This window comes from Janthinobacterium sp. SUN120 (assembly GCF_030397735.1).
Classification (GTDB): Bacteria; Pseudomonadota; Gammaproteobacteria; order Burkholderiales; family Burkholderiaceae_D; genus Janthinobacterium; species Janthinobacterium kumbetense.
Map to the genome: position 1 here is coordinate 330,477 of NZ_JAPUBW010000006.1, position 22,693 is coordinate 353,169.

Annotated in this window: 18 protein-coding genes and 1 tRNA gene; 5 read left to right on the top strand and 14 right to left on the bottom strand. The window is 58.9% G+C overall.

Annotation, left to right across the window (positions count from 1 at the left end; translation table 11 throughout):
• Position 1: 1 nt before the first annotated feature.
• Positions 2-514, bottom strand: a complete 513-nt coding sequence (locus O0879_RS25960; RefSeq protein ID WP_289919495.1) for a thioredoxin family protein — start codon at positions 512-514, stop codon at positions 2-4.
• A 154-nt stretch (positions 515-668) separates the two neighbouring features.
• Here O0879_RS25960 and O0879_RS25965 point away from each other — a divergent pair, with 154 nt between their 5' ends.
• From O0879_RS25965 to O0879_RS25980, 4 genes are all read left to right on the top strand, one after another.
• Positions 669-959 (top strand): DUF3349 domain-containing protein, encoded by a 291-nt coding sequence (locus tag O0879_RS25965; RefSeq protein ID WP_289919497.1) that lies wholly within the window; start codon positions 669-671, stop codon positions 957-959.
• 79 nt (positions 960-1,038) lie between these two features.
• Entirely contained in the window at positions 1,039-2,205 is a 1,167-nt protein-coding gene (locus O0879_RS25970; protein WP_289919499.1) for an HPP family protein, read from the top strand.
• Complete coding sequence (locus O0879_RS25975; protein WP_289919501.1) at positions 2,202-3,299, top strand: M48 family metallopeptidase; 1,098 nt, start codon at positions 2,202-2,204, stop codon at positions 3,297-3,299. The genes O0879_RS25970 and O0879_RS25975 overlap by 4 nt, the downstream gene beginning before the upstream one ends.
• A gap of 260 nt (positions 3,300-3,559) precedes the next feature.
• Complete coding sequence (locus tag O0879_RS25980; RefSeq protein WP_289905827.1) at positions 3,560-5,371, top strand: DUF885 domain-containing protein; 1,812 nt, start codon at positions 3,560-3,562, stop codon at positions 5,369-5,371.
• Between the two features lie 73 nt (positions 5,372-5,444).
• On the opposite strand, the gene O0879_RS25985 is transcribed toward O0879_RS25980, so the two are convergent.
• From O0879_RS25985 to O0879_RS25995, 3 genes are all read right to left on the bottom strand, one after another.
• A complete protein-coding gene (locus O0879_RS25985) occupies positions 5,445-6,284 on the bottom strand; it encodes an HDOD domain-containing protein (protein WP_099668278.1) in 840 nt (279 codons plus the stop codon).
• Between the two features lie 76 nt (positions 6,285-6,360).
• Positions 6,361-7,119: an ArsR family transcriptional regulator gene (locus tag O0879_RS25990; RefSeq protein ID WP_289919504.1), complete on the bottom strand. Its 759-nt coding sequence runs from the start codon at positions 7,117-7,119 to the stop codon at positions 6,361-6,363.
• Between the two features lie 149 nt (positions 7,120-7,268).
• A complete protein-coding gene (locus O0879_RS25995) occupies positions 7,269-7,913 on the bottom strand; it encodes a TetR/AcrR family transcriptional regulator C-terminal domain-containing protein (RefSeq protein WP_289919507.1) in 645 nt (214 codons plus the stop codon).
• Between the two features lie 80 nt (positions 7,914-7,993).
• Here O0879_RS25995 and O0879_RS26000 point away from each other — a divergent pair, with 80 nt between their 5' ends.
• Positions 7,994-9,439, top strand: coding sequence for an FAD-dependent oxidoreductase (locus O0879_RS26000; RefSeq protein ID WP_289919509.1), 1,446 nt, complete (start codon positions 7,994-7,996; stop codon positions 9,437-9,439).
• 67 nt (positions 9,440-9,506) lie between these two features.
• Here O0879_RS26000 and rpoC read toward each other — a convergent pair whose 3' ends face one another.
• The 10 genes from rpoC to O0879_RS26050 form a co-directional block, all read right to left on the bottom strand.
• Positions 9,507-13,748, bottom strand: a complete 4,242-nt coding sequence (gene rpoC / locus O0879_RS26005; protein ID WP_034753138.1) for a DNA-directed RNA polymerase subunit beta' — start codon at positions 13,746-13,748, stop codon at positions 9,507-9,509.
• A gap of 109 nt (positions 13,749-13,857) precedes the next feature.
• Positions 13,858-17,964, bottom strand: coding sequence for a DNA-directed RNA polymerase subunit beta (gene rpoB / locus O0879_RS26010; RefSeq protein WP_077398780.1), 4,107 nt, complete (start codon positions 17,962-17,964; stop codon positions 13,858-13,860).
• 232 nt (positions 17,965-18,196) lie between these two features.
• Complete coding sequence (gene rplL, locus O0879_RS26015) at positions 18,197-18,568, bottom strand: 50S ribosomal protein L7/L12 (RefSeq protein ID WP_070223390.1); 372 nt, start codon at positions 18,566-18,568, stop codon at positions 18,197-18,199.
• Between the two features lie 67 nt (positions 18,569-18,635).
• Positions 18,636-19,175, bottom strand: coding sequence for a 50S ribosomal protein L10 (gene rplJ, locus O0879_RS26020; protein WP_034753621.1), 540 nt, complete (start codon positions 19,173-19,175; stop codon positions 18,636-18,638).
• Positions 19,176-19,495: 320 nt separating this feature from the next.
• Positions 19,496-20,191: a 50S ribosomal protein L1 gene (gene rplA, locus O0879_RS26025; protein WP_034753134.1), complete on the bottom strand. Its 696-nt coding sequence runs from the start codon at positions 20,189-20,191 to the stop codon at positions 19,496-19,498.
• Entirely contained in the window at positions 20,191-20,625 is a 435-nt protein-coding gene (gene rplK, locus O0879_RS26030; RefSeq protein ID WP_034753131.1) for a 50S ribosomal protein L11, read from the bottom strand. Before rplK ends, rplA begins: the two co-directional genes overlap by 1 nt.
• A gap of 115 nt (positions 20,626-20,740) precedes the next feature.
• Positions 20,741-21,367, bottom strand: a complete 627-nt coding sequence (gene nusG, locus O0879_RS26035) for a transcription termination/antitermination protein NusG (RefSeq protein ID WP_077398778.1) — start codon at positions 21,365-21,367, stop codon at positions 20,741-20,743.
• Entirely contained in the window at positions 21,367-21,750 is a 384-nt protein-coding gene (gene secE / locus O0879_RS26040; protein ID WP_010394308.1) for a preprotein translocase subunit SecE, read from the bottom strand. Before secE ends, nusG begins: the two co-directional genes overlap by 1 nt.
• A gap of 32 nt (positions 21,751-21,782) precedes the next feature.
• Positions 21,783-21,858, bottom strand: a tRNA-Trp gene (locus tag O0879_RS26045).
• Between the two features lie 66 nt (positions 21,859-21,924).
• The coding region (locus O0879_RS26050; protein ID WP_289919511.1) for an elongation factor Tu at positions 21,925-22,693 on the bottom strand (769 nt) is incomplete at its 5' end.

Genomic DNA, 22,693 nt, shown 5'->3' on the forward strand with positions numbered 1-22,693 from the left:
CTTAAATCGCCGGCGCTTTCACGCTTGCCGCTTGCTTGAAGAAATCATAAATGCCGCTCTCGCTCATGCGGCGCGCATTCGCCAGTTCGCCGCCCTTGGTGGCGTACAGCACTTGGTTGTTGTCGCTGGAGACGAGCACGGCAGCGGGAATGCCTTTCTTGAGCGGATTGCCATAGGCTTGCGCCACGTCAAGGTTATGGTCGAAGTTACCCACGTCGACCTTGACGACCTTGAACTGCTGTTGCATCAGCTCGGCATTCTTGCCTTCCTTCAAGGCCTTGTCGAGCGCGCGGCAATCCTCGCACCAGTTGGCGCCAAAGATCAGCAGGACCGGCACGTGCGCCGCCTTGGCCTCGGCCAGCGCGCGGGCCACGTCGGCCTTGGCGTCGGCCGCCGCGTTGTACGGCAAATGCGGCGTGGCGACAAGGTTGGCCGGTGTGGGGGCGGCGGCAACGGCGGTGCCGGCAAGCAGCAGGCTGGCAAAGAAAAGGGAAACGAAACGGGAAACGCGCATGCGGGACTCCTGAGAGAGATCGTGAAGCCAGCTGAACAGCTGCCAGCGGGCATGATTGTCTAGAATATGCGTACCTGTAGGAAATATCCACCATTTAATTGCACTGTGCTTATGCGAAAAACGTATAAGCACGCCAAGGATAAGCCGCTTGAACATGCCAGACAGCCTACCCCCAACGCTATCCGGCGCCGCGCGCATGCTGTGCAGCGCCTATCCCAGCGGCATGCCAGACACGGCATATTTCGCCGTGCTGGCCCTGCTGCATGAACACTTTTCCGACCGCAACCTGGCCGAGCTGATGGCCGCCGTCACGGTCAAAGATGCGGCGAAGGTCCTCAAGGACATCCATGCCTGCGCCAGCAGCAAGCGGGAACCGACCGCCATCGCGGCGGCCAGAAACTTACTGGCGCGGCACGGCCTGCACGCCGTCTGCGCCGGGGATTAATCCCCGCAGGCAGCGAAATGGAACGCATGGGATAATATCGGGCTCACACAGAGCAACGCGGCCCGAACGCGCCCTCCCCATGACGACTTCTTTCCTGGCACGCTGGCTGCCGCAACCAAACAACGGCAGCCGCCGCGAACAATTGCGCGCCTGCGCGGGCGCCATCTGCGGTCTGTTGCTCACTGGACTCATCTGCCACTTCCTGCTGGCCCCCGACAGCGCCAGTGTCTACCTGATCGCGCCCATGGGCGCCTCGGCCGTTCTGCTGTTCTGCCTGCCGGCCAGCCCGCTGGCGCAACCGTGGTCCGTGGTGGGCGGTAATGTCGTCTCCGGCCTGGTGGGCATGGCTTGCGTGAAGTGGCTGGGATCGAGCGTGGGCGTGGCGGCGCTGGCCGCCTGCCTGGCCATCGGCGCCATGTTTGCCCTGCGCTGTTTGCATCCGCCGGGCGGCGCCGTGGCGCTCACCACCGTGGTCGGCGGCGCCAGCGTGCATGCGGCCGGCTTTGAGTTCGTCTTCATCACCGTGCTGTTCAATTCCGCCGTGCTGGTCGCTTGCGCCGTGCTGTACAACAATCTGACGGGGCGTCGTTACCCGCACATCCAGCAACTGGTGGCACCGCATCCGCACGCCACCCGGGATGACGTGCCCAGCAACCGCCTGGGCTTTTCGCCGGATGACCTCGATGCCGTCTTGCGCCAGCACAGCGAAGTGCTCGACATCAGCCGCGACGATTTGCAAGCCATCTTCCTGCAAACGGAAATGCGCGCCTACCAGCGCCGTTTCGGCGTCGTCACCTGCGCCGACATCATGTCGAGGGATGTGCTCAGCGTGGAATTCGGCACGCCGCTCGATGTTGCCTGGCGTACCATGCGCGAGCACCAGGTGGGCGCCCTGCCCGTGCTGAACCGGGCGCGCCGCGTCATCGGCATCATCACGCAGACGGATTTCCTGCGCCATGGCGGCCTCGACGATTATCAAGGCATGCGCCAGCGGCTGCGCGGCTTGCTGCAGCGCAGCGGCCTGTCCCACGGCGACAAGCCGGAAGTGGTGGGCCAGCTGATGACGCCGTCGCCGCACACGGCCCGCCTGGGCACGCCCATCATCGACCTCGTGCCCCTGATGGCCGACGCCGGCTACCACCATATTCCCATCCTCGACGAGGACGAGCGCCTGGCCGGCATCATCAGCCAGTCCGACCTGATGGCGGCCCTGTACGAAAGCCGCTTTGCCGAGGCCGCCGCATGACGCCCTTCCAGGCACTGCTGACTGGCCCCGAGGGTGGTTCGGCCGGCACGCCCGTCAGCGCATATTTCTTCGGCAACCAGCTGGCCATCGACGCGCCAGGGCTCAGCATGGATATCGCGCAAGTGGTCGTCAGCGTCGGCGGCGTCGATGGGCCCGAGCTGTTCCTGAACTGGCTCGACGAACAAGGACGGCAAGCGTCGCTGAAACCGCTCGGCGCGCAGGACATCGCCATCGTCTTGCGCGAAGCGCCGGCGACGCTGCAACCGCAACTGCAGCGTTTGTGGGGCGAGCGCCAGCGCAACCGGCGGCAGGTGTCGGGCTGGCTGCTCGGTTTGACGGGCGCCACCGTCGTTGCGGCCGCCCTGCTGTGGTGGCAAGGCGGCCATGCCGTCGGCGCACTGGCGGGGCTGATTCCCCTGTCCACGGAAAAGCAGCTGGGCGAATTGGCCCTGGCGCAAGTGCGCGCTCAAGGCGGCATCAGCGAGAGCGGCGTGGCGCAGCAAACGGTGCAGGAAATCGGCCGCCAGCTGACGACCGGTTCGCGCTACCAGTACCGCTGGCTCGTCAAGCAGGACGACACGGTCAACGCGTTTGCCATGCCGGGCGGCATCATCGTCGTACATATGGGCTTGCTGCGCCAGGCGGGGGATCCGGGCGAGCTGGCCGGCGTGCTGGCGCATGAAGTGCAGCACGTGGAGCAGCGCCATTCGCTGCGGCAAATGATCAGCAGCCTGGGCTGGGGCGCCCTGGTGGCCGTAACCATCGGCGACATCAGCGCCGTGGCCGCCATGCTGGCGCACCAGGCCGGCACCCTGTATTTCAGCCGCGACATGGAGGAAGAGGCGGATCGCCTGGGTTTGCTGGCCTTGCAGCGCGCGCAGATCCGCCCGGACGGCATGCTGCGCTTTTTCCAGAAACTCGACGACAAGGACAAGGCCAGCGTACCGGGATGGATTTCCTCACACCCGCAAACGGCGGCACGCGCGCAGCAGATCCGCAGCCTGATCGCCGCCACGCCCTGCCCTGCCTGCGTCCCCTTGGCCAGCCAGCACTGGCAGGCGATGAAAGCCCTGGTCGCGTCAGCGGACAAATAGCAACATTTCTCCCGCACAATTTGTCCAAACGCACTGGGCAATGGCGTATGCTTACGCCCCGGCTGTTCCATCTTGAACGGCCACCCCGACCCCGCCAAGAACGCCTATCAAAACCTACTGCGCGTCGTAATTTGCGGTCTGCGATGCTCACTGTACCTTCGTACAGTTGCGCTTCTCGACCACAACTTCCTTCCGCTCGCTACGGTTTTATTAGGCGTTGTAAGCCTCCGTTCATTCCCTCCTTACAAAGGATCTCGCGCATGAAGCATCGTTTTGCCGCCGGCACCCTCGGCACCCTGGCCATCTCCCTGTTGCTCGCCCATGCGCCCATGGCGCAAGCGGCCCAGCCCGCAGCCAAAACCGTGGCCGTCAGCGCGCCCAAAGCGAAGCAGCAGCTGAAAGTGCTGGCCGACCAATACTACGATGCGCTGGCCCGTTTCGAACCGATCAATGCCACCGAGAGCGGCGACAACCGTTTCGACGACCAGATCGGTTCAGCCATCGTGCCCGCCGCGCGCGCAAAACAATTCGCCCTGTACCGCCAGTACCAGAAGACCCTGCGCAGCATTGCCCGCGCGCAGCTGTCGCACCAGGACCAGATCAATTACGATATCCTCGACTATGAACTGGCCACGGCGCTGAGCTTCGAGCGCTTCCCCGAATACCTGTTGCCCCTGAACCAGATGGACAGCATGCCCGTCACTCTGGCCAATTATGCGGGCGGAGAGGCATCGCAGCCTTTGACCACGGTCAAGGAGTATGACGCTTACCTGAGCCGTATTGGCCAATTGCCGGGCTGGATAGACCAGGCCATCGCCAATATGAAAGTCGGTATGCAAAAAGGCATCGTGCTGCCGAAGGCGCTGACGGAATCGGCCTTGCCGCAATTCAAGAAACTCGTCAGCGCCACGCCGCAGGACAGCGTCTATTACACGCCCATCAAGAACTTGCCGGCCAGCTTTTCCGACGCGGACAAGGCGCGCCTGACGCAAACCTACACCGTCATCATCGAGGCCAAGCTGATGCCTGCGCTGCAGCGCCTGTCCACCTTCATGGAACGCGATTACCTGCCGGCCGGCCGCACGAGCAGCGGCTGGAGCGCCCTGCCCGATGGCGCCAGCTGGTACCAGGCGCGCGTGGCCAGCAGCACCACCACGGATTTGAAGCCGGAGCAAATCCACGCCATCGGCTTGAAGGAAGTAGCGCGCATCCAGGAACAATACGCGATCGTGGGCCCGAAGATGGGCTACAACGGCCCGGCTGCCGGCTTGCCCGTGTGGGTGTCGGAACAGGCGAAATACCGCCCGTTCAAGACGGAGCAGGAAGTGCTCGACGTCTACCGCAAGCTGAACGTGCTGCTGGACAGCAAATTGCCAGCCCTGTTCACCCTGGTGCCGAAGGCGCCGCTGGACTTGCGCCTGGAACCTGAACTGAGCCGCGACACGGCCGCCGACCACTACACGGCGCCGGCCGCCGACGGTTCGCGCCCGGGCGTGTTCTGGTCCGTCGTCACGGATCCGAAACTGTATGGCGACACAGGCATGACCACGCTGTTCCTGCACGAAGGCAAGCCAGGCCACCATTTCCACCTGGCGCTGGTGCAAGAGATGGACTTGCCGAACTTCCGCCGTTTCGGCGGCAACAATGCCTTCACGGAAGGCTGGGCCCTGTATGCGGAAACCCTGGGCAAGGAAATGGGCCTGTTCGACGATCCGGCCCAGTATTTCGGCCACTTGAACGACGAGATGCTGCGCGCTGTGCGCCTGGTGGTCGACACGGGCTTGCACACCAAGGGCTGGACGCGCGAGCAGACGATCAAGTACATGCGCGACACCCTCGGTTACGACGCCGTGGCGAAAAGCGAAACGGAACGCTACATGGCGTGGCCGGGCCAGGCGCTGGGCTACAAGATCGGTTCGCTGAAAATCGTCGAACTACGCCAGCGCGCGCAGCAAGCGCTGGGCGACAAGTTCAGCCTGCCGAAGTTCCACGAAGTGGTACTCGGCGACGGCACCCTGCCCCTGAAGCTGCTGGAAGCCAAGGTCGACCGTTGGATCGCGCAGCAGAAGTAAGCGGCGGCGCCTGAAAACAAAACGGCAGCACCTCGATGGCGCTGCCGTTTTTTTTCGCCGCGGGCGTTTCCAGCTACACCAGCAGCGCGGCGCTCATCGAGTGTACTTCCTCGGCCGATTCGGCCAGGATGCTTTGCAGGGTCTCGTTGTCGATAATGAAATCGATGACGGAATCGGAGGGCGTGAGCATTTCCACGTACGTCAGCTGCAAGGGCGACGGCACGGGCGACAGTTGCTTGGCCAACAACAAAGTATCGAGCAGGGAGTCGGGCGGGATGGACAGCAAGCCATCGCGCAAGCCTTCGATGGCTTCGCTCACGGCCAGCGGGATCAGCAGCTTCTTCATGACTTCGCGGGAAATGATCTCTTCGGCGGACTCCATCCAGTGATCCGTATCATCGTCGAGCAAGCCGGGGAACTCGTCGGCACGCGACAGCAAATAAAAACCTCCCACCTCATGCACGATACCGGCGAACAGCGCCGTGTCGGCATCGACGTGCGTCACGCGGCGGGCCAGCACGTGCGCCAGCGCCGCCACGTGGGCCGTGTGCTCCCACAGCTGGGTCGCCTTCTGGCGCAGGACGGGGTCGATGATCTTGCTGCCGAACTGGCGCACCACCATGGCCGCCACCAGCGCGTACAGATTGCGGTACCCCATACGCATCACGGCGGCGCGCACGCTGGTCACGGGCGCTGCATCGCCGCGGCTGTACACGGCCGAGTTGGCCAGCGCGACCGTGCGCGCCGCCAGCAAGGGTTCGCCCAGAACCAGCTTGATCGCATGGTCGATATGGCAATCCGGTTCAGCCAGGGCCAATTGCAATTGCAATGCGGAATTCACACTCGTGGGAAACGTTAATTCTCCCCGTACTGCCTGGGAAACAATTAAACCGAAAGCCTGTAGTTTATTCATCATACGATCAATCCGCCTCAGATATTTTTCCATCCCCAAATTTCATATGTCAGAAACTGAATACCAGGCCCGGCCTTTAGAATACAGATGGCGTGTCATTCGCCTGCATGGAAGAATCTGGCAATGCCAGCGCATGCAATTGCGATTCATCGCCGATGACAAACAACTTCGGCTGCTGTAATACCTGCAGCAGAAATGGCTGGCCTTCACGCAGACGCCGGCGATAATCGGCCAGCGTATATAAGTTGGGATTGATTTTACGCCTCAAGGTTCGCTCGGCCGGCGCCAATCCCGTCAACAGATCGCCATAATTGGCTTCTTCGCCCACCAGCAGCAAATCGATGGCGCTGCCAGGCATGTCCTGTCCCTTCGCCGTGGCACCCGACACGAATGCCAAGTGCAACTGGGCACGCAAGGGCGCCAGAGTCATGCTGAGGACGCCAACGATGCCGAAAGTTTTCTGCACCAGTCCGCTCAATTCCGGATACACGAGGCTTTCCTTGTTGGGCCAGAAGCGCCGCACATTGCCGATCCGCTCCGACGTGATCAGGCCGGACTCATGCAAGCGGCGCAGCTCCCGTTGCGCCGACGCGCTGCCAAGGCCGGTCAAACGCATGATCTCGTTCAAGTGAAAGCCTTCATTCACGCGGACAAACAGCAATCCCAGCAATTTCTGCTGGGCGGGAGTAAACAGGGCTTGGGCAATCATGCGCCAAATCTTAGCATGAATAAACTGATAATTGGCGTGGCCCGCCATGCCCGGACATTTGCGCAACACGTGTGCCGGCCGCGACCAATGGCGGCCGTGCTGGCAGTACTCGGTATCGCCGGACACGCCACGGTACAGCCCACAACGGCGCCGAGCAGGAAAATCAATGTGAGCGCTCACTACAAAGCGAACAAGGCAACAGTAAAAATACGGAGAAAAAAGGAGGTGATTGAATATGCCCGGCCATCAAAATATATGGATGCCGGACAGATTAATTATATACCTTGATTCGTTTTAATTTTTTCCCGCAAGCCGATCATAATCAAATCGAGCCCCGCATTAAAACGATCGTCGATTTGCGCATTAAAGATGGCATCCATGGATGCGAGCACGTGCGGATAATGATCGGCCGCCATGGCGGTGAAATCGGCACGCCGGTTCGATAATGCATGCATCGCGGCGCTTCCCGGTCCCGTGCCTTGCGCTTCCATGACAAAACCGAGTACATAATAGAGCAGCGTAAATGCGCTCCAGCTGGCCAGTTTCTCCGATGCCCCGGCTGCACGCATCGGACCGATTAACGCTTCGGCGACGCGAAACACGTTTTCCGATATCACATAGGTACCGCCAAAGACGCGCACGCCATCGCGGCGGGCCGATAACGCCGCGCGCATTTGCGCCGCCACCTGGCGCAACTGCGCTTCCCAGCCCGCATCCGCATCGATGCTCCTTGCCACGTCTTCGATCAGCACGTCGGCCATGCCATCAAGCAAAGCCTGCTTGTTCGCGAAATGCCAGTACAGCGAAGCGGCCTTGATGCCCATCGCGTCGGCCAGGCGGCGCATGGTCAAGCCTTCGATACCCACTTCGTCCAGCAGCTCGAGCGCCCTGGCCACCACGGCTTCGCGTTGAATTTTCATTTTCCTGTCATTTCCCTTGAAACTCTAACGTCGTTAGTTTACCATTTTGCACAGACTAACAACGTTAGATTGAGGGCGACATGCACAATAGCGATATCGAAGTCATCATCGTCGGAGCCGGCCCCGTCGGCCTGACCCTGGCCTGCGAATTGCGCCTGGCCGGCATCCGCGTGGCCATCCTGGAACGGCGGCCGCAACGCGGCGCGCATTCGCGTGCGCTGACCATCCATGGCCGCACCCTGGAAATGCTGGGCTTGCGGGGCCTGGACCAGCGCTTTGTTGCGCTGGGCACCTCCCTGTCCAGCGGTCACTATGCGGGCCTCGATACCCGGCTCGACTTTTCCGGCTTCGACACGCCCCATCCCTACACCTTGTTCCTGCCGCAAAACACGACGGAACGCCTGCTGGAAGAGCAATTGCTGGAAGACGGCGTGGCAATTGTCCGCGGCGCGCTCGTGGAACAGACACAGCAGGATGACGATGGCGTCACGGTGGCCGGCACGCACGACGGCGCCCCATTCTGCCTGCGTGCCCGTTACCTGATCGGCACCGATGGCGCTCGCAGCCTCGTGCGCCAGCAGGCGGGCATCGCCTTCGACGGCGTGGCGGCCACTTGCAGCATGCTCATGGGAGATGTGCGGCTGCGCCATCCGCCCGCGTCACCCATGCTGTCCCTGACGAACGCAGCGGGTAGCCTGATGATCGTGCCGCTGGGGCAAGACCGCTACCGCGTCATCACCCTGAATGCCCGCCGCCCCCAGGTTGCGGCGGCGGAAGCGGCCACCGCGGCGGAGTTGTCGCAGGCCAGCACGGCCATCGCGGACTACGATTTCGGCCTGCATGACGCCAGCTGGCTGTCGCGCTTCAGCGACGAAACACGGTTGGCCCGACGCTATCGCCAGGGACGCGTCTTCCTGGCCGGCGATGCCGCCCACATCCACATGCCGGCAGGCGGCCAGGGCATGAACGTGGGAATGCAGGACGCCATGAACCTGGGCTGGAAGCTGGCCGGCGTGCTCAAGGGTTATGCACCGGACAGCCTGCTCGACAGCTACCATGCGGAGCGCCATCCCGTTGGCGTGTCGTTGCAGCACAATACCCTCGCGCAAACGGCCATGCTGACGCGTTTTGACGCGCACACCCTGGCCCTGCGCGCCACCATCAGCGACATGCTGGCGCAGCCAGACGTCAACCGCGCGCTGGCCAGCGAGTTGTCCGGCTTTGGCGTGCGCTATCCCATCTCGCTGGGCTCTGACGCGAGCGCCGGCAGCGCAGACTGGATCGGCCGGCGCGTGCCCGACTGGCTGCTGCGCCTGGCCGACGGCACGGCCGTGGGCATCCATGAACTGCTGCACGCGGGAAAATGGCTGCGGCTGGTCGTTGGCAATGCCGCGCACGCTGTACAACCGTACCGTTTCGATGCGGCCTGGCTCACTTCGCTGACCATCAAACCCGGCTGCCAACCACTGGCCGGCATCAAAAGCCTGCTGATCCGGCCCGACGGCTATGCGGACCACGCGGTCTGATTGACTTATCTCAAGACGAAAAAAAACGGCACCCGAAGGTGCCGTTCTTGTCAGCTAGCAGCGCAGATTACGCTTCGTCGCCGTGGTGTTGCTGGGTTTCGATGTCCTGCAGCGCTTCGGCAGCTTCGCCAGCCATCGAGGCTTTCTCGGCCAGCAGCAGCGCTTGACGCTCTTCCACTTCCCACGCTTCTTTCTCTTTGCGTGCGCGGTGGAAGGCCAGGCCGGTACCGCCAGGAATCAGACGGCCGACGATGACGTTCTCTTTCAGGCCGCGCAGACCATCGCGCTTGCCCATGATCGCCGCTTCGGTCAGCACGCGGGTGGTTTCCTGGAACGATGCGGCCGAGATGAACGAATCGGTCGACAGCGATGCCTTGGTAATACCCAACAAGACGTTTTCGTAGGTCGCTGGAATCTTGTTCTCAACGGCCATGCGATCGTTCTCGTCCAGCAGTTCCGAACGCTCTACCTGCTCGCCAACGATGTAGTTGGTGTCGCCGGCATTGACGATCTGAACGCGGCGCAGCATCTGACGCACGATCACTTCGATGTGCTTGTCATTGATCTTCACGCCTTGCAAACGGTACACGTCTTGCACTTCGTCAACGATGTAACGTGCCAGCGCTTCGATACCCAGCAGGCGCAGGATGTCTTGCGGATCGGCCGGGCCGTCCACGATCATCTCGCCCTTGTTCACGACTTGGCCGTCATGCACCAGCACTTGTTTGTCCTTGGTGATCAAGAACTCATGCTTGTTGCCGTCCATGTCCGTGATTTCCAGACGCTGCTTGCCCTTGGTTTCTTTACCGAACGCAACCGTACCCGTGACTTCCGCCAGCATACCGGCATCTTTCGGCGAGCGCGCTTCGAACAGTTCCGCAACGCGTGGCAGACCACCGGTAATATCGCGCGTTTTTTGCGATTCGGTAGGAATACGTGCCAGCACTTCACCAACCGATACCTGTTGACCGTCCTTGACCATGATCAGCGCGCCGACCTGGAAGCCGATCGCCACCGAGTGTTCGGTGCCGGCGATCTTGACTTCTTCGTTCGCGTCGTTGATCAGCTTGACTTGCGGACGCAGCGTTTTCGTCAGCGAACCACGACGTTTCGCATCGATCGCCACCAGGGTGGACAGACCGGTCACTTCGTCGACCTGACGGGCTACGGTGACGCCTTCTTCGACGTTCTCGAAACGCACTTGACCGGCGTATTCGGTAATGATCGGACGGGTCAGCGGATCCCACGTTGCCAGGGCCGTACCGGCCTTGATGACCATGCCGTCCTTGACGATCAAGGTCGCACCGTACGGTACTTTATGACGCTCACGCTCACGGCCATGGTCGTCGGTGATCAGCACTTCGCCGGAACGGGAAATGACGATTTGCGCGCCCTTGCCGTTCGTCACGTAACGCATGGTTGCCGTGAAGCGGATGGTACCGTTCGACTTGGCTTCCACCGACGATGCCACTGCTGCACGCGATGCCGCACCACCAATGTGGAACGTACGCATGGTCAGCTGGGTACCAGGCTCACCAATCGACTGCGCTGCCACCACACCGACGGCTTCGCCGGCGTTGACCAGCATGCCGCGGCCCAGGTCGCGGCCATAGCACTTGGCGCACAGGCCGAAGCGCGTGTCGCAAGTCAGTGGCGTGCGAACCTTGACTTCATCGATGGACAGACGCTCGATCTCTTCGACCATGTCTTCGTCCATCAGGGTGCCGGCTTCGTACAGCGTTTCCTGGGTTTCAGGATTGACGACGTCATGCACCACCACGCGGCCGAGGATACGGTCACGCAACGGTTCGATGACTTCGCCACCTTCGACCAGTGCCTTCATGACGGCGCCGTTCATGGTGCCGCAATCGTCCTCGATCACCACCAAGTCTTGCGTCACGTCAACCAGACGACGCGTCAGGTAACCGGAGTTAGCCGTTTTCAGCGCCGTATCGGCCAGACCTTTACGCGCACCGTGGGTCGAAATGAAGTACTGCAAAACGTTCAGACCTTCGCGGAAGTTCGCGGTAATCGGCGTTTCGATAATCGAGCCATCCGGTTTGGCCATCAGACCACGCATACCGGCCAACTGGCGAATCTGGGCTGCGGAACCGCGCGCGCCGGAGTCGGCCATCATGTAAATGGCGTTGAACGATTCTTGCGTCGACTTGGTGCCGTCGCGGCGGATCACGTCTTCGACTTTGAGCTGGTCCATCATGGCCTTGCCGACTTCATCCGAGGTCTTGCCCCAGATATCGACTACCTTGTTGTAACGCTCGCCGGCGGTCACGAGACCCGAGGCGTACTGCTGTTCGATCTGCTTGACTTCCGATTCGGCCGTCGCGATCAGGGTAACTTTTTGAGGCGGTACCAGCATGTCGTCGACGCAGATCGAGATACCGGCGCGTGTCGCCAGGCGGAAACCCGATTGCATCAGTTTGTCTGCGAACACCACGGTGGCGCGCAGGCCGCACTTGCGGAACGACGTGTTGATCAGCTTGGAAATTTCTTTCTTTTTCAGCGCGCGGTTCAGGACGGAGAACGGCAGGCCTTTAGGCAGAATTTCCGACAGGATCGCACGGCCGATCGTCGTTTCGTAACGCGTTACCGTTTTCTCGAATTCGCCCGTTTCGGCGTTTTTCGGGTATTCGGTAATACGCACGGTAACGCGGGTCGTCAGTTCGACTTCCTTGTTGTCGTAGGCGCGGATCACTTCCGATACGTCAGGGAACATCATCCCTTCGTTCTTCGCATTGATCGCTTCGCGGGTCGCGTAGTACAGACCCAACACGATATCCTGGGAAGGAACGATCGATGGTTCGCCGTTCGATGGGAACAGGATGTTGTTCGATGCCAGCATCAAAGTGCGTGCTTCCATCTGCGCTTCGATCGACAGAGGAACGTGGACCGCCATTTGGTCACCGTCAAAGTCGGCGTTGAATGCGGCGCAGACGAGCGGATGCAGTTGGATGGCCTTGCCTTCAATCAGGACTGGCTCGAACGCCTGGATACCCAGACGGTGCAAGGTAGGTGCGCGGTTCAACATGATCGGATGTTCACGGATCACGTCTTCCAGGATGTCCCACACGACCGGCTCTTGAATCTCGACCAGCTTTTTCGCCGCCTTGATCGTGGTCGCCAGACCCATCAGTTCCAGTTTATTGAAAATGAATGGCTTGAACAGTTCCAGCGCCATCAGTTTCGGCAAGCCGCACTGATGCAGTTTCAATTGCGGGCCCACGACGATGACCGAACGACCGGAGTAATCGACGCGTTTGCCCAGCAAGTTTTGACGGAAACGGCCGCCCTTACCCTTGATCATCTCTGCCAGCGATTTCAGCGGACGCTTGTTGGCGCCGGTCATCGCTTTGCCGCGACGGCCGTTGTCCAGCAGCGAATCGACCGCTTCTTGCAGCATGCGCTTTTCGTTGCGCGTGATGATCTCTGGAGCGCGCAGCTCCATCAGGCGTTTCAGACGGTTGTTACGGTTGATGACGCGGCGATACAGATCGTTCAGATCCGAGGTCGCGAAACGGCCGCCATCCAGCGGTACCAGCGGACGCAGTTCCGGCGGCAGCACTGGCAGCACTTCCATGATCATCCAGTCAGGCTTGATGCCCGAACGTTGGAACGCTTCCAGCACTTTCAGGCGCTTCGCGTATTTCTTGATCTTGGCTTCGGATTTCGATTCCTTCAATTCCACGCGCAGGGTTTCGGCATCGCGGTGGATGTCGATCGAGCGCAGCAGTTCACGGATACCTTCGGCGCCCATGAAGGCGGTGAAGTCGTCGCCGTACTCTTCGTACTTGGCGGCGTAGTCGTCTTCCGACATGATCTGGCACTTCTTCAGCGGGGTCATGCCTGGATCGGTCACGACGTATGCTTCAAAGTACAGCACGCGTTCGATGTCCCGCAGGGTCATGTCCAGGACCATGCCCAGACGCGACGGCAGCGACTTCAGGAACCAGATGTGCGCGGTAGGCGAGGCCAGCTCGATGTGGCCCATGCGCTCGCGGCGCACCTTGGCCAGGGTGACTTCGACGCCGCACTTTTCGCAGATCACGCCGCGGTGTTTCAGGCGCTTGTACTTGCCGCACAGGCATTCGTAATCCTTGATCGGGCCAAAGATCTTGGCGCAGAACAGGCCGTCGCGCTCAGGCTTGAAGGTACGGTAGTTGATGGTTTCCGGCTTCTTGACTTCGCCGTAGGACCACGAACGGATTTTCTCAGGCGAAGCGAGACCGATCTTGATTGCATCGAAGGTCTCGTTGGTCTGTACTTGCTTGAATAGATCGAGCAGTGCTTTCATGTATCACTCCAGAGGTGATTAAATTTCTATATTCCTGAGACTACATTGCCCGGCGTGGTTTCCCAGCCGGGCTTTGTGTTTCCCAAACCAAATGACAGGTGGCTGTCTTTTAGTTGCGTTCGAGGTCGATATCGATACCCAGCGAACGGATTTCCTTGACCAGCACGTTGAACGATTCCGGCATGCCGGCGTCGATCACGTGGTCGCCCTTGACGAGGTTCTCGTACACTTTGGTACGGCCATTCACGTCATCGGACTTGACGGTCAACATCTCTTGCAAGACATACGACGCGCCATACGCTTCCAGTGCCCAGACTTCCATCTCACCGAAACGCTGACCACCGAACTGGGCTTTACCGCCCAGTGGCTGTTGCGTCACCAGCGAGTAAGGACCGGTCGAACGCGCATGCATCTTGTCATCAACCAAGTGATGCAGTTTCAGCATGTGCATGACGCCGACAGTAACCTTGCGCTCGAACGCTTCACCGGTGCGACCGTCATACATGGTCACCTGGTTTTTCGAAGCGGTCATGCCCAGGTTCTTGGCGATGTCGTCCGGATACGCCAGGTCCAGCATGCGGCGGATCTCTTCTTCATTGGCGCCGTCGAACACTGGCGTGGCGAATGGAACACCTTTTTTCAGGTTTTCCGCCAGCTTCATGATCTCTTCGTCGTCGAAGTCGTTCAACTCTTCGGCACGGCCGTTGTCGTTGTAGATCGTCGTCAGGTACTTGCGCACTTGCTCGACCTTGGTTTGCGCCTTCAGCATTTCGCCGATGCGGATACCCAGACCCTTGGCAGCCCAACCCAAGTGAGTCTCGAGAATCTGACCAACGTTCATCCGCGAAGGAACGCCCAGCGGGTTCAGCACAACGTCGGCTGGCGTGCCGTCGGCCATGTATGGCATATCTTCCACAGGAACAATACGGGAAACCACACCCTTGTTACCGTGGCGACCTGCCATCTTGTCGCCCGACTGCAGGCGGCGTTTCACGGCCAGGTACACCTTGACCATTTTTTGCACGCCTGGTTGCAGCTCATCGCCTTGCGTCAGTTTCTTGCGCTTCTCTTCGAAGGCCAGATCGAACTGGTGACGCTTCTCGTTGATCGATTCCTTGATCGCTTCCAGCGCTACTGCTGCATCGTCGTCCGCAGGGCGGATGTCGAACCAGTGGTATTTGTCCAGATCGGCCAGGTATTCCTTGGTGATCTTGGCGCCTTTGGCCAGCTTTTTCGGGCCGCCGTTGACAACTTTGCCGATCAGCATTTTTTCCAGACGCTGGAAGGCATCGCCTTCAACGATACGCATCTGGTCGTTCAGATCCAGACGGAAGCGTTTCAGTTCGTCATCGATAATTTGCTGAGCACGCTTGTCGCGCACGATGCCTTCACGGGTGAAGACTTGCACATCGATCACGGTACCGATCATGCCCGAAGGCACGCGCAGCGAGGTGTCTTTCACGTCCGACGCTTTTTCGCCGAAGATCGCGCGCAGCAGCTTCTCTTCCGGGGTCAGCTGGGTTTCGCCTTTTGGCGTTACCTTACCGACCAGGGTGTCGCCGGCTTGCACTTCCGCACCGATGTAGACGATACCGGACTCATCCAGACGAGCCAGCTGGTTTTCAGCCAGGTTCGAGATGTCGCGCGTAATTTCTTCCGCGCCCAGTTTCGTGTCACGGGCTACTACCGACAACTCTTCGATGTGAATCGAGGTGTAGCGGTCGTCCTTGACGACGTTTTCCGAGATCAGGATCGAATCTTCGAAGTTCAGACCATTCCATGGCATGAAAGCCACGGTCATGTTCTGGCCCAGCGCCAATTCACCCAGGTCGGTCGATGCGCCGTCGGCGATCACGTCGCGCTTGGCAACACGGTCACCCACCTGCACGATAGGACGCTGGTTGATGTTGGTGTTCTGGTTCGAACGGGTGTACTTGATCAGGTTGTAGATGTCGACGCCCACTTCACCAGCGGTAGCTTCGTCATCGTTGACGCGAATCACGACACGGCCCGCATCGATGTAATCGACGATACCGCCACGCAGCGCTTGCACGGTGGTGCCCGAGTCGACCGCAACGGTGCGTTCGATACCGGTACCGACCAGCGCTTTTTCCGGACGCAAGCAAGGCACAGCCTGGCGTTGCATGTTGGCGCCCATCAATGCACGGTTCGCATCATCGTGTTCGAGGAACGGAATCAGCGAGGCAGCGACGGAAACGATCTGGCCTGGCGCCACGTCCATGTACTGGATGCGCTCCGGGGAGACCAGGATGGTTTCGCCGGCTTCACGGGCCGAGACCAGTTCATCGGACAGCATGCCTTCGTCGTTGATGGTCGCATTCGCCTGAGCGATGATGTAGCGGCCTTCTTCGATGGCGGACAGGTAGTCGATCTGATCGGTAATCTTGGAACCTTCGACCTTGCGGTACGGGGTTTCCAGGAAGCCGTATTCATTCAGGCGGGCATACAGAGCCAGCGAGTTGATCAGACCAATGTTCGGACCTTCCGGTGTCTCGATCGGGCAGACGCGGCCGTAGTGGGTCGGATGCACGTCGCGCACTTCAAAGCCGGCGCGTTCGCGTGTCAGACCGCCGGGTCCCAGAGCCGATACGCGGCGCTTGTGGGTAATTTCCGACAGAGGATTGGTTTGGTCCATGAACTGCGACAGCTGGGACGAACCGAAGAACTCGCGAATCGCGGCCGAAATCGGCTTCGAGTTGATCAGGTCGTGCGGCATCAGGTTGTCCGCTTCGGCTTGGCCGAGGCGTTCCTTGACGGCGCGTTCAACACGCACCAGGCCGGCGCGGAATTGATTCTCGGCCAGTTCGCCCACGCAACGTACGCGACGGTTACCCAGGTGATCGATATCGTCGACTTCGCCGCGGCCATTGCGCAGTTCCACCAGGATCTTGATCACGGCCAGCACGTCTTCGTTCGACAGGGTCATGGCGCCCGTCAGTTCATCGCGGCCAATACGGCGGTTGAACTTCATGCGGCCCACGGCCGATAGGTCGTAGCGGTCCGAGTTGTAGAACAGGCCATTGAACAGCGCTTCAACGGAATCTTCCGTTGGCGGTTCGCCTGGACGCATCATGCGGTAGATCGCCACTTTCGCAGCCATCTGGTCGGCGGTGTCGTCGATACGCAGGGTTTGCGAGATGTAGGCGCCCTGATCCAGGTCGTTGGTGTACAAGGTCTGGATTTCGGAAATGTTGGCATCGCGCAAGCGACCCAGCAAGTCTTCCGTCAGCTCATCGTTCGCGGACGCGACGACTTCACCGGTGTCGCCATCGACGATATTCTTCGCCAATACGCGGCCCAGCAGGTAGTCTTCCGGTACGGAAATATGCTTGATGCCGGCAGCTTCGATATCACGCACGTGTTTGGCGTTGATACGCTTGTCTTTCAGCACCAGGGTCTTGCCCGACTTGTCGACGATGTCGAAACGCGCCACTTCGCCGCGCAGACGTTCGGAGACGAATTCCATTTCCGCGCCTTCGGAGCGCAGGTTGAAATTGTCGAAGACAAAGAAGTTCGCCAGGATTTGCTCATGCGACATGCCGATGGCTTTGAGCAGGATCGTCACTGGCATCTTGCGGCGGCGGTCGACGCGGAAGAACAGGATGTCTTTCGGGTCGAACTCGAAGTCCAGCCACGAACCGCGGTAAGGAATGATACGCGCGGAGAACAGCAGTTTGCCCGACGAGTGGGTCTTGCCGCGGTCGTGCTCGAAGAACACGCCAGGCGAACGGTGCAACTGGGAAACGATAACCCGCTCCGTGCCATTGATGACGAACGAACCGGTGGTCGTCATGAGCGGCAATTCGCCCATGTAGACTTCCTGTTCTTTCATTTCCTTGACGACAGGCTTGGTTGGCGATTCCTTGTCCAGGATCACCAGGCGCACTTTCGCGCGCAGCGGCGACGCGAACGTCAGGCCACGTTGTTGACATTCTTTGACGTCAAAGGCAGGATCGCCCAGAACGTACGACAAGAATTCGAGACGCGCAAAACCATTGTGCGAAACGATAGGGAAAATCGAAGTGAAAGCCGACTGCAGGCCATCATTCTTGCGGCCGGACGGTGCTATGTCCTCTTGCAAGAAACTATGATAAGACTCGAGCTGGGTCGCCAGCAGGAACGGAACGTGGTGAACGTTGGCGCGCTTCGCGAATGATTTGCGAATGCGTTTCTTCTCAGTAAATGAGTAGTGCATGGACACTCCGTGAGTGACAGAAAGGATAGAAAATTCAGGTTTTGCAAGTGTTCGTTTGCACCGCTGCGTGTGACACAGACGAAACCTCAAGGCTCTGCTTTCCGGCTTGAATCGAACAAAACTGCTGCTACAAATACGATACAGACGACAAAGGAGCCAAAGTCGGATTTCCCCCCTTGCGAGGGGAAACCTCAGACTTTGACTCGGGCGCTAACTGACGCCGGTACAGATATTACTTCATCGAAGCGGTTGCGCCGGCTTCTACCAGTTTCTTAACTGCTGCTTCAGCATCAGCTTTCGACACTGCTTCTTTCACAGTTTTTGGTGCGCCATCGACCAGGTCTTTAGCTTCTTTCAAGCCCAGGCCGGTGATTTCGCGAACTGCTTTAATGACGCCAACTTTGTTTGCGCCGAAGGTGTCCAGAACAACGTTGAACTCGGTTTGCTCTTCAGCAGCAGCTGCTGGGCCTGCTGCAGGACCGGCCGAAGCCATCGCTGCTGCGGACACGCCGAATTTTTCTTCGAATGCTTTAACCAGGTCGTTCAGGTCCATTACGGACATGGCGCTAACTGCTTCCAGGATATCGTCTTTGCTAATTGCCATTTTGAAACTCCTAAATTTATTACGTTAGTTACATCAGATTGGTACTGAGAGAAAAAAGCGCGCGCAATTAAGCGGCTGCTGGGGCTTCTTCTGCTGCTGCTTCTGCAGGAGCTTCGGCGCCTTCGCCTTTTTTCGCTGCCAGGGCAGCCAGACCACGTGCAAAGCCCGAAACCGGAGCCAGCATAACGCCCAACAACTGCGAAATGAGGACTTCACGGCTAGGAATGCTCGCCAACGCGGTGACAGCAGCTGTATCCAGCGGCTTGCCTGCGTAGTTACCTGCTTTGATGACCAGTTTGTCGTTGGTTTTAGCGAAGTCAGCGATGACTTTAGCTGCTGCAACGGCATCGGCCGAGATCGAGTAGATCAACGGGCCGGTCATGGCATCTGCCAGGCTGGCGAATGCGGTACCTTCAACGGAGCGACGAGCCAGAGTGTTTTTCAACACACGCAGGTACACGCCTTGGGCACGCGCTTTAGCACGCAGTTGCGTCAAGTGACCAACCTGGATGCCACGATATTCGGCCACGACGATCGTTTGCGCATTTGCTACTTGTGCGGAAACTTCGGCGACGACGGCCTTTTTGTCATTCAGATTGAGACTCACGGTCAACCTCCTTAAATGATGTTCGGCAATCACAACCGAGTGGTTGAGCGCCTTGCATCGGTTCGAACACGGCGTCCGAAGTCAAGAAGTACTAAACTGAGCGGATGGATTCACGCAGCATGAGGACTACAAAACTTGTTCGGGTACACCATCTGCGTTGGGCACTTGCCGTTGCCGGCAAGCCTATTAACCTTCTGCATGTGCGATCGCAGTCGGCCCAACGGTCTTTGATTGTCTGTCTGCCCGGTGCGAACACCGGGCAGACAGCCCAAAGATGCGCCCGCAGCGCCCGAAGGCGCTACAGGACTTGATTCTGTTACTTAAGCTGCCAGGCTAGCCTGGTCAACACGGACGCCAGCGCCCATGGTCGACGACAGCGAAACTTTGCGCAGGTACACGCCTTTGCTCGATGCTGGCTTGGCTTTGTTCAGTGCGTCGATCAGTGCGACCAGATTCGACTTCAGATCTGCGTCAGCGAACGATTTACGGCCGATGGTAGCGTGGATGATACCGGATTTGTCGGTACGGTACTGAACTTGACCGGCTTTCGCGTTTTTCACGGCGGTAGCGACGTCAGGAGTAACAGTGCCAACTTTCGGGTTAGGCATCATGCCGCGTGGGCCCAGGATCTGACCCAGGGTACCAACGATACGCATAGTATCTGGCGAAGCGATAACGATATCGAAAGGCATGTCGCCGGCTTTGATCTGCTCAGCCAGGTCTTCCATACCAACGATGTCGGCGCCAGCTGCTTTAGCAGCTTCAGCTTTTTCGCCCGACGCGAATACTGCCACGCGTACGGTTTTGCCGGTACCAGCTGGCAGCACGACGGAGCCGCGCACCACTTGGTCGGATTTCTTAGGATCAACACCCAGTTGTACCGATACGTCGATCGATTCATTGAACTTGGCCGTTGCGCACTCTTTGATCAGAGCGACAGCGTTGTCGAAAGCGTACACTTTGGTACGGTCGACTTTGGCTTTCAAAGCCTTGATACGTTTGGATAACTTAGCCATTATACAACACCTTCCACCGTGATACCAATCGAACGAGCGGAACCAGCGATGGTGCGTACAGCAGCATCCATGTCGGCAGCGGTCAGATCAGGGGTTTTCAATTTAGCGATTTCTTCAGCTTGTGCGCGGGTCAGCGTACCGACTTTGTCGGTATGTGGCTTCGGCGAACCTTTGGTGATCGCAGCAGCTTTTTTGATCAGGTAGGTTGCTGGAGGCGTCTTCATCACGAACGTGAAGGACTTGTCCGCAAATGCGGTGATCACGACTGGAATCGGCATACCTGGCTCCAGACCTTGGGTCTGTGCATTGAAGGCCTTGCAGAATTCCATGATGTTCAGACCACGTTGACCCAGAGCTGGACCGATTGGTGGGGATGGGTTTGCTTTACCAGCTGGCACTTGCAGCTTGATAAAACCAATGATTTTCTTTGCCATGATGGCTCCTATCTTGGATTGAGTAGTAGCGCCCCGCCGATCCTACCCTGGCGGGGCTCCTCTGACCGGATTTCGCTGAGACTGCCGCGACGCTCCTGGTGGCGCTTGATAATACTTAGACTTTTTCGACCTGGCCGAATTCGAGCTCTACCGGAGTAGCGCGACCGAAAATGGTGACCGAGACGCGCACTTTGGATTTCTCGTAATTGACTTCTTCGACATTGCCGTTGAAGTCGGTAAACGGACCATCCTTGATGCGTACTTGCTCGCCCACTTCGTACAAGGTTTTCGGACGGGGCTTTTCAACACCTTCCTGCATCTGCTTCATGATGCCGTCGATTTCGCGCGCGGAGATCGGCGTCGGCTTGTTCGACTTGCCACCAATAAAACCGGTAACCTTGCTGGTATTCTTGACCAAGTGCCAACTTTCGTCCGTCATTTCCATTTCAACCAGCACATAGCCAGGATAGAAACGACGTTCGGTGACGGACTTGACACCATTCTTGACTTCGACAACTTCTTCGATCGGCACCAGGATCTGGCCGAACTGGTCTTGCATGCCCGCGCGCTCGATGCGCTCGGTCAGTGCGCGCATGACGCTTTTTTCCATGCCGGAATAAGCATGCACGACATACCAGCGCTTGCTGCTCACTGGCACGCTCAGCGCTGCACCAGTGTCCGCTACCGGAGCGTCGCCCGGAACGGACTCGTTCGCCGCTTCATCATGCACATTTTCGCTCATTATTTTTTCCAACCCAGAATTACGTCATACAACAAAAACTCGAGCAATTTATCCGTGCCCCACAGGAAAATCGCCATGACCAGCACAAAGGCAAACACGATCGCAGTAATCTGCGTGGCTTCTTTGCGGGTAGGCCAAACGACTTTCTTGGTTTCGCGCACAGCTTCTTTGGCGAAATTGAGAAATTCACGGCCGGTCGTCGAGACATACAAGAGCGCAACAGCAATAACCAAACCAGCCACAAGCGCGCTTGCACGCACCAGAGCTGGTTGGCCTGCCAGGTAATAAAACCCGACTACTCCTGCAATCGCAGCCACTATTGCCAGCGCGACTTTTATCTTGTCACTCGACGTGCTAACGGTTTGCACGGATTGATTTGACATTTTTCTACTTTCGGTGCCCTGCACCTTGACGGTGGCAGGGACGGAGGGCATCGAACCCCCAACCTTCGGTTTTGGAGACCGACGCTCTGCCAATTGAGCTACGTCCCTACGTAAAACTTTCGAGGAGTGCTATTCTACCACCCAGGACGCCCCGGGTGGAAGCATAACATTTCCTTATGCGATGATTTTTGCAACCACGCCGGCGCCGACGGTACGGCCGCCTTCGCGGATAGCGAAGCGCAGACCTTCTTCCATCGCGATCGGGTTGATCAGCTTGACGGTGATCGACACGTTATCGCCTGGCATGACCATTTCTTTGTCTGCTGGCAACTCGATCGAACCGGTTACGTCCGTCGTGCGGAAGTAGAACTGTGGACGATAGTTGTTGAAGAATGGCGTATGACGGCCGCCTTCGTCTTTCGACAGAACATAGATCTCGCCGGTGAAGTGAGCATGCGGCTTGATCGAGCCTGGCTTTGCCAGAACTTGACCACGTTGCACGTCTTCACGCTTGGTGCCGCGCAGCAGCAGACCAACGTTGTCGCCTGCTTGACCTTGGTCCAGCAGTTTGCGGAACATTTCCACGCCGGTGCAAGTCGTTTTGACGGTATCGGTAATACCAACGATTTCGATCTCTTCGCCGACTTTAACAATGCCGCGCTCGATACGACCGGTCACAACGGTACCGCGACCCGAGATCGAGAACACGTCTTCTACTGGCATCAGGAACGCACCGTCAACAGCGCGCTCTGGCGTTGGGATGTAAGCATCCAGCGCATCGGCCAGACGCAGCACTGCGTCAACGCCCATTTCGCCTTCCTTGCCTTCCAGCGCCATACGTGCCGAACCTTTGATGATTGGCAGGTCGTCGCCTGGGAATTCGTACTTCGACAACAGCTCGCGCACTTCCATTTCAACCAGTTCCAGCAGCTCTGCGTCGTCG

Coding starts and splice junctions, on each gene's coding strand:
- O0879_RS25960 (WP_289919495.1), bottom strand. CDS start 514: ATGCGCGTTTCCCGTTTCGTTTCCCTTTTCTTTGCCAGCCTGCTGCTT.
- O0879_RS25965 (WP_289919497.1), top strand. CDS start 669: ATGCCAGACAGCCTACCCCCAACGCTATCCGGCGCCGCGCGCATGCTG.
- O0879_RS25970 (WP_289919499.1), top strand. CDS start 1,039: ATGACGACTTCTTTCCTGGCACGCTGGCTGCCGCAACCAAACAACGGC.
- O0879_RS25975 (WP_289919501.1), top strand. CDS start 2,202: ATGACGCCCTTCCAGGCACTGCTGACTGGCCCCGAGGGTGGTTCGGCC.
- O0879_RS25980 (WP_289905827.1), top strand. CDS start 3,560: ATGAAGCATCGTTTTGCCGCCGGCACCCTCGGCACCCTGGCCATCTCC.
- O0879_RS25985 (WP_099668278.1), bottom strand. CDS start 6,284: ATGAATAAACTACAGGCTTTCGGTTTAATTGTTTCCCAGGCAGTACGG.
- O0879_RS25995 (WP_289919507.1), bottom strand. CDS start 7,913: ATGAAAATTCAACGCGAAGCCGTGGTGGCCAGGGCGCTCGAGCTGCTG.
- O0879_RS26000 (WP_289919509.1), top strand. CDS start 7,994: ATGCACAATAGCGATATCGAAGTCATCATCGTCGGAGCCGGCCCCGTC.
- rpoC (WP_034753138.1), bottom strand. CDS start 13,748: ATGAAAGCACTGCTCGATCTATTCAAGCAAGTACAGACCAACGAGACC.
- rpoB (WP_077398780.1), bottom strand. CDS start 17,964: ATGCACTACTCATTTACTGAGAAGAAACGCATTCGCAAATCATTCGCG.
- rplL (WP_070223390.1), bottom strand. CDS start 18,568: ATGGCAATTAGCAAAGACGATATCCTGGAAGCAGTTAGCGCCATGTCC.
- rplA (WP_034753134.1), bottom strand. CDS start 20,191: ATGGCTAAGTTATCCAAACGTATCAAGGCTTTGAAAGCCAAAGTCGAC.
- rplK (WP_034753131.1), bottom strand. CDS start 20,625: ATGGCAAAGAAAATCATTGGTTTTATCAAGCTGCAAGTGCCAGCTGGT.
- nusG (WP_077398778.1), bottom strand. CDS start 21,367: ATGAGCGAAAATGTGCATGATGAAGCGGCGAACGAGTCCGTTCCGGGC.
- secE (WP_010394308.1), bottom strand. CDS start 21,750: ATGTCAAATCAATCCGTGCAAACCGTTAGCACGTCGAGTGACAAGATA.